A 6,370-nucleotide genomic window follows, 5' to 3' on the forward strand; every position below is an offset into this window, starting at 1 on the left:
CCCCGCCGGGGGGGGCGGGGCGCGGATGAATCCCCAAACAGAATGACCACGCCATGCCGCAGTCGCCTCTTATCATCGGTTCGCTTTGGCCAGCCGGAAGACAATCCGCAGTCGGTCTCGCTTTCGACGTCGATGGGCCGACGGGAGACGCGATGCTCGACGGATCGCTGCTTTGCAACCCGCGCTATTTCACGCAGGGCGCCTATGGCCCATGGCGCGCGCTGCCGAGATTACTCGACCTGCTCGCGGCCTATGACCTCAGGGCCACCTTCTTTATCCCAACCTGGGTTGTGGAGCACTGGACCGACCGGTGCGAGCGCATCGTGGCCGGCGGGCACGAAGTTGGCTATCACGGTCACCGCCACGAGGTGTTCATTGACCTCACGGCGGAGCAGCAACTGGACGTGATGGCGCGGTCGCGCCGGATTTTTCGCGACCGGCTCGGCGTGACCCCTATCGGGTTCAGAACACCATCGGGCGATTGGAGCCACGAAACGGTGGCGCTTCTCCAGGATTTCGGCGTCATCTACTCGAGTTCCATGCGCGGCGACGACCGCCCCTACTTCCATCCTTCCGATGAGGGTCCCGGGCTCGTTGAAGTCCCGGCGCGCTGGGACATCGACGACTACACCGCGCTTGCCTACACGGAGACGCCGGATTTCCCCGTCGGGCTTGACCGGATTGCAGACTATCGCGTCGTGGAGCGCAACTGGTGCGCGGAGTTCGAAGGCTATCACCGCGAAGGGCTGTGCTGGACGACGATCCTGCATCCGAAGGTATGCGCCAAGCCAGGGCGTCTTTCCATTCTCGAAGGCCTGTTCAAGGTGATCGCCAGCAAAGGCGACAGCGTCTGGACGGCCCGTCTCGGCGACATTGCCCATTGGTGGATCGAACGCTGGTCCGAGGCCGACAATCGAAAGCCGACGCCATGACCACGCCACAGCCTACAATCTGGCCCAAGGGCAAAAACTGCGCCGTGATGATCGCGGTGCCGTTCGACGACGGAGCCGACGCGATAGCCGCCGCTCCCGATCTTGCCAACAGATCGAAGAGCCTGTCGGTCTGGCAATTCGGCGCAACCCGTGGCGTCGAACGGCTTTGCCGGACATTCGCCACATCGAGCGTCAAGGCAAGCTGGTTCCTGGACGCCCAAACGGCGGATCGCCATGGCGACCTGGTGCGTCGGATCGCCTATGCGGGGCACGAGATCGCAAGCAGCGGTCTTGCCTTCGATCGCTACGATGCGCTCACGCCTGCCCGGTCGCTCGACAGCCTCAAGCGCTCGAGGGACGCACTGGAAACGCTGGCGGGGAGGCACACAACCGGGTTTCGCCTGCCGCAGGGCAATTGGCCCCCAGGGTTCGACAGACTTCTGATGGAAGCGGGCTACAGTTGGTCGGCCAGCCTCAATGGCGACGACGTGCCCTACACTCATCCGTCCGGCCTTGTGGCAATTCCGGTTCACATCGAGCTGGAAGACCGGCCCTATTTCCAGTTCAATTTCGCGCCCGCCTTTCCGAAGGGGCAGGGCCGGATACCCGACTACGAAGGCGTCCTTCACAACTGGGTCGCCGAGTTCGACGCATATCGCCGCTTCGGCCTCTGCTACGTTATCCAGCTTCGACCGGAATGGAGCGGAACACCTGGGCGCATCTCGCTTGTCGAGGACCTGCTGCGTCACATCCTCAGCTTCGACGATGTGTGGCTGGCGACTGGCGCCGAGATAGCGGAGCGCCAGAAGGCGCTTGGCTCGACCGTCGCGAATGATCATCCGATCCAGGTCTTCGACGCCTACCGCAAGGAGCAGGGCGTCGATGACTGAAACCATTCTGACTGCACTTGCCGACAAACTCGCTGCCACGGACTTTTCGGACTTTCCTGAAAACACGGTGCGAAAAGCCAAGCTCCATATCCTGGACACGGTGGGCGTTTCGATCGCGGGCGCGACATCCCTCGAGACGAAGCTCGCGGTCGACGCACTTGGGTTGAAGGGCGACATAGGAGAGGCGAGCGCCTGGGGACTGCCGCTCAAGACCGACGCCCGCACCGCCGCCTTCATCAACGGCGTGTCCGCGCATGCCTTCGAACTGGACGACTCCGGCGGCTGCGACCACTCCGGCGCCGTCGTCCTGCCGGCCGTCATCGCAGCACTCGAGACGACCGGACGGGCGGTGGACGGTCGCCTGTTCCTCAAATCGGTGCTGCTTGGGTATGAGGTGGGACGCCGCGTCCTGGAGGCCTGCGGCGGCTATGAAACCCACAACGGCAAAGGCTGGCATTCTACTGGCACCTGCGGGACCTTCGGCGCTGCGGCGGCCGTGGCGACACTGTTGGGGCTGGATCGAGACGGCATAGCCTCGGCGCTAGGCTGCGCGCTCTCCTATTCGGGCGGGACCTGGGCCTTCATCCATGATGGCGGCCCTGCCAAGAAGCTTCACGCCGGCCGTGCCGCGGAGGGCGGCTACGTTTCGGCCCGGCTCGCTCGGTCCGGTTTTCGCGGGCCAATTTCGGCTTTCAACGATGTTTGGGGCGGATTTTTCCGAACCTTCGGTGACGTGCGGGCGGCGCCGGAAGAGCTCAGTCGCGATTTCGGCCAGAACTGGCGGCTCAACCGCTGCTCAATCAAACCGCACGCGACGTGCCGCGGCACGCATTCAGCCATCGACGCCATCGATTTGATGCTCGGGGACAACGGGCTGGCGAGTTCGGATGTCGCTTCGGTCTCCGTCGAGATGAGCGGCTTCCAGTTCGGCATGTGCGGCCACAAGAATGTAACCTCGCGAGCGCAGGCGCAGATGAGCCTGCCTTATGCGGTCGCGGCGCGGCTGCATTACGGCAAGGTCTCGTTGGCCGAGCTCGAGGAGAAAGCCTGGCGTGATCCAGCGATCGGCAAATGGCTGGACCGTGTGACGGTTCGCGTCGACCAGGCGATGCGCGATGAGGAAGAGCCGTCCGTGCATATCCGTACCCCTGATGGGAGCGCGTTCTCGGCGAAGGTGGAAGATCCGCTCGGCGGACCGCTCAATCCCCTGAGCGATGAACGCATCATTGCCAAATACACCGACCTTGCCGGCGCAGTGCTGCCGGAAACTCGCATTGCCGCGCTCCGCGATGAGATCCTCGGCATCGATGCCGTCGCCGATGTCCGCCCTTTCACCAACCTGCTCCAACCGTGAGATGACAATGTCCGCACTTTCGAACGCAACATGGTCGCCCCTCTTCAAGGAGGCAGTCTCGACCGACTTTCGCGACTTTCACGAATGCCTCGACCAGGACAAGCGCATCGCCATCTATGACGTCGCCGCCTCCAAGGTTCATGCCCGGATGCTAATGCGCGCAGGCGTCCTGACGCCCACGGACCACGATGCCATCCAGGTCGGTCTCGACACGATCGCTGGGGAAATCGGATCCGGTGCTTTTGCGTGGAGGAAGGAGCTCGAGGACGTCCACATGAACGTCGAAAGCCGCCTGACGGCGCTGGTCGGCGACGCCGGCAAGAAGCTTCACACCGCCCGCTCGCGCAATGACCAGGTCGCGACGGATATTCGCCTTTATGCACGAGCCGAACTCGCAGCGCTCGGCCTTGAGTTGCAGGCGCTTATCCTCGCCTTCGTCGATCTCGCGGAACCCCATGCGGCTACGATCATGCCGGGCTTCACCCACCTTCAGATCGCGCAACCGGTTACGTTCGGCCATCACTTGATGGCTTATGCGGAGATGTTCAGCCGCGATGTCGAGCGCATTGGCCAGGCGCGCGAGCGCCTCAACGTGTCACCGCTGGGCGCCGCGGCGCTCGCGGGAACAAGCTATCCCATTGATCCTGATTTCAGCGCGCAGGAACTCGGTTTTTCGCGCGCCTTCCGCAATTCGCTCGACGCGGTGTCCGATCGCGATTACGTGGTCGATATCTGCTCGGCCGGGGCAGTCATCATGGGCCACCTGTCGCGCTTTGCCGAGGAGGTCATCCTGTGGTGTACGCCAATGGTCGATTTCATTGAGCTCGGCGATCAGTTCTGCACCGGCTCGTCGATCATGCCGCAGAAGCGCAATCCTGATCTTGCCGAGCTTGTCCGTGGCAAGGCCGCGCGTGTTATCGGCAACCTGACGACGTCGGTGGCCCTGATGAAATCTCAGCCTCTCGCCTTCAACAAGGACCAGCAGGAATCCAAGCCGCCGCTGACCGATACGTTGGAGAATGTGCGTGGCGCGGTTACCGTCACGACGCAGATGCTGCCGACGATTAAGGTCAAGGCCGCCAACATGCGCGCGGCTGCGGAAAAAGGCTATTCGACGGCGACAGACCTCGCAGATTATCTCGTGCGCGCCGGCATGCCCTTCCGGGATGCCCACCATGCGGTGGCCGCGATCGTGGGCGCGGCACGAGACCAGGGTTACGCTACACTTTCCGCGATGCCGCTTGCTGCCATGCAGGCTTTTGCTCCCATTATCTCGGAGGACGTGGTGGATGCCCTGACGACGGAAGGCTCCGTTGCCAGCCGCAACCATCGCGGCGGCACCGCACCCGTGCAGGTTCGCCGCGCCGCGGCCGAACTGCGGGTCATGCTCGGGTAATTAGGCGAGCTATTTACCTACGCGAGAACGCCTGTTTAATGACGGGTCCATCGCGGAGAATGGTTTTGAAACTGGCGTTCCAACAGAATCGGTTGCCGCCGCTGCAGACATTGCAGACCTTTTCCGTCGTCGCGGAAACCGGAAGCTTCACGCTGGCTGCCTCCGAGCTCAATCTCAGCCAGAGCGCAATCAGCCGCCAAATACAGCAGCTCGAGTATTACTTCGGCTGCAGCCTGTTCCAGCGCCACACGCGCAAAGTGGTGCTGACGGAGCAAGGAGAGGCGATCGTTCCCATCGTCAACGGATTGCTTATCTCGCTGCGCAACTCCTTCGAGGCAACACGGACCAGGGGGCGGTCGCTCACGGTGCGCATGCCGCCGACCTTCGCCCGGCGCTGGCTTCTGCCTCGACTGACGGACCTTCATGGTCGCCATCCGGGTCTGAACATCACGATCGACACTGCCTGGTTCGCCCGCCCGACCTTCGGGACCGGCGACATCGACCTGCTGGTCCTCTATGGCAACGGCCATTGGCCGGGCATGCATGTCGAATTGCTTTTGCCCGAAAAACTGACCCCGATGTGCTCGCCCTCGTTTGCCACCTCGCTTGGCAACCCAGCGCGGATCGAAAGCCTGGCCGACTGCGTGCTGCTGCACTCCAATGCGCGACAGAGCGACTGGACGCTGTGGCTGCAGGCCGAGGGCGCCTATGACCTGACGGCGGTGCGCAACCAGATATTCGACACCCAGGATTTCGCGATGACGGCAGCGGCAAGCGGTTATGGCGTCACGATGGGCGACATGCATCTTGCACGACAGGATCTGGAAAGTGGCACGCTTGTCACCCCCTTTCGGCGCATCATCGAAAGCGGCTATGGCTACTACGCGATCTGCCCGGCGCGAGAGGACGCCAAAGCACGCGTGTCCGACCTGCTAAACTGGTTGGTAAGGGAGCGGCCAACGTAAAATCCCTGCAGCATCGGTGCGGCACTGCCGGCCCCGCTCTTGTCCGCGGCGTTGATGAGATCGTAGACCGCGCGCGTCGAGGCGCCCCCGGTACCGAACATGGGACGGGAGCGACCCACCGGCGTCACCTATGTCTATGCGCCGGACCGAACGGCGGGGCGACCGGTCGCTCATCTGGGCCGGAACCCTGCAGGTCGACGGAGATGGTGGCTGTGTCGCCATCTATGACGGACGCGACCCCAGCGATCCGAATCCGGCTTTAGGCCGATCAAGTTCGATAGATTGACATCGGGCATATCACCGCCGCGCTGCATGACGAACTGCGCGGTCAGTGCGGCGACTGCGGCAACCGTCCAGAGGACCAGCCGTTTCGGCGCGCCTGCCAGCAGACGCGCCCGCCGCCGCTGTGCGCCTTGCCGCTTGCGCCATTGTTTGGATTGATTGTCGTAGCGAGATCGATCCATAGCAGTCCCCGACGCCGACCACCCTGGCCAAGTGCTGTCGATCATGGGCTCCCATTGCAATAGAAGTCGTCGACGAACCGGCCGGTGGCCTTGTCCCGGCACCGCCACATTAGCGCATAGTTCTGTTCATAGAATTGATCCCAGGCCACGCCGTAGGCCGTGCGAGGTGGGCGGTAATATCCCCCGCCGTAGCCGCTGTTGGCCGCAAGAGCAACGGCCGCGCTATTCCAGTCGCTACGCATTGTCGGCCTCTACAAGCCGCATGCACTTGTCCGCCGTCGCCCCGCGGCGGACTAGGCCGTGAACTCATAAGCCGCGGTTTACCGGCTTCGGGATGAGATGTGGTCGATCACGCCACTTCCTTGGACA

The 6,370-nt window shown here is 63.1% G+C and carries 5 protein-coding genes; all 5 read left to right on the plus strand.

Translation table 11 applies throughout. The features are described from left to right. Window positions 1-152: 152 nt before the first annotated feature. From LB554_RS29250 to LB554_RS29270, 5 genes are read left to right on the plus strand one after another with little or no spacing between them, the layout of a single operon-like run. Window positions 153-932 carry a polysaccharide deacetylase family protein gene (locus LB554_RS29250; protein ID WP_224588282.1) on the plus strand — a complete coding sequence of 260 codons (780 nt, stop codon included), beginning with the start codon at window positions 153-155 and terminating at the stop codon, window positions 930-932. After that, a complete protein-coding gene (locus LB554_RS29255) occupies window positions 929-1,822 on the plus strand; it encodes a polysaccharide deacetylase family protein (protein WP_224588284.1) in 894 nt (297 codons plus the stop codon). Before LB554_RS29250 ends, LB554_RS29255 begins: the two co-directional genes overlap by 4 nt. Further along, window positions 1,815-3,176: an MmgE/PrpD family protein gene (locus tag LB554_RS29260; RefSeq protein ID WP_224588286.1), complete on the plus strand. Its 1,362-nt coding sequence runs from the start codon at window positions 1,815-1,817 to the stop codon at window positions 3,174-3,176. Before LB554_RS29255 ends, LB554_RS29260 begins: the two co-directional genes overlap by 8 nt. A 7-nt stretch (window positions 3,177-3,183) precedes the next feature. Next, a complete protein-coding gene (argH, locus tag LB554_RS29265; RefSeq protein ID WP_224588288.1) occupies window positions 3,184-4,572 on the plus strand; it encodes an argininosuccinate lyase in 1,389 nt (462 codons plus the stop codon). A 59-nt stretch (window positions 4,573-4,631) separates the two neighbouring features. Further along, window positions 4,632-5,537: a LysR substrate-binding domain-containing protein gene (locus LB554_RS29270; protein ID WP_224588290.1), complete on the plus strand. Its 906-nt coding sequence runs from the start codon at window positions 4,632-4,634 to the stop codon at window positions 5,535-5,537. The last annotated feature ends 833 nt before the right edge of the window (window positions 5,538-6,370 follow it).

This window comes from Mesorhizobium sp. CO1-1-11 (genome assembly GCF_020164995.1).
Classification (GTDB): Bacteria; Pseudomonadota; Alphaproteobacteria; order Rhizobiales; family Rhizobiaceae; genus Mesorhizobium; species Mesorhizobium australicum.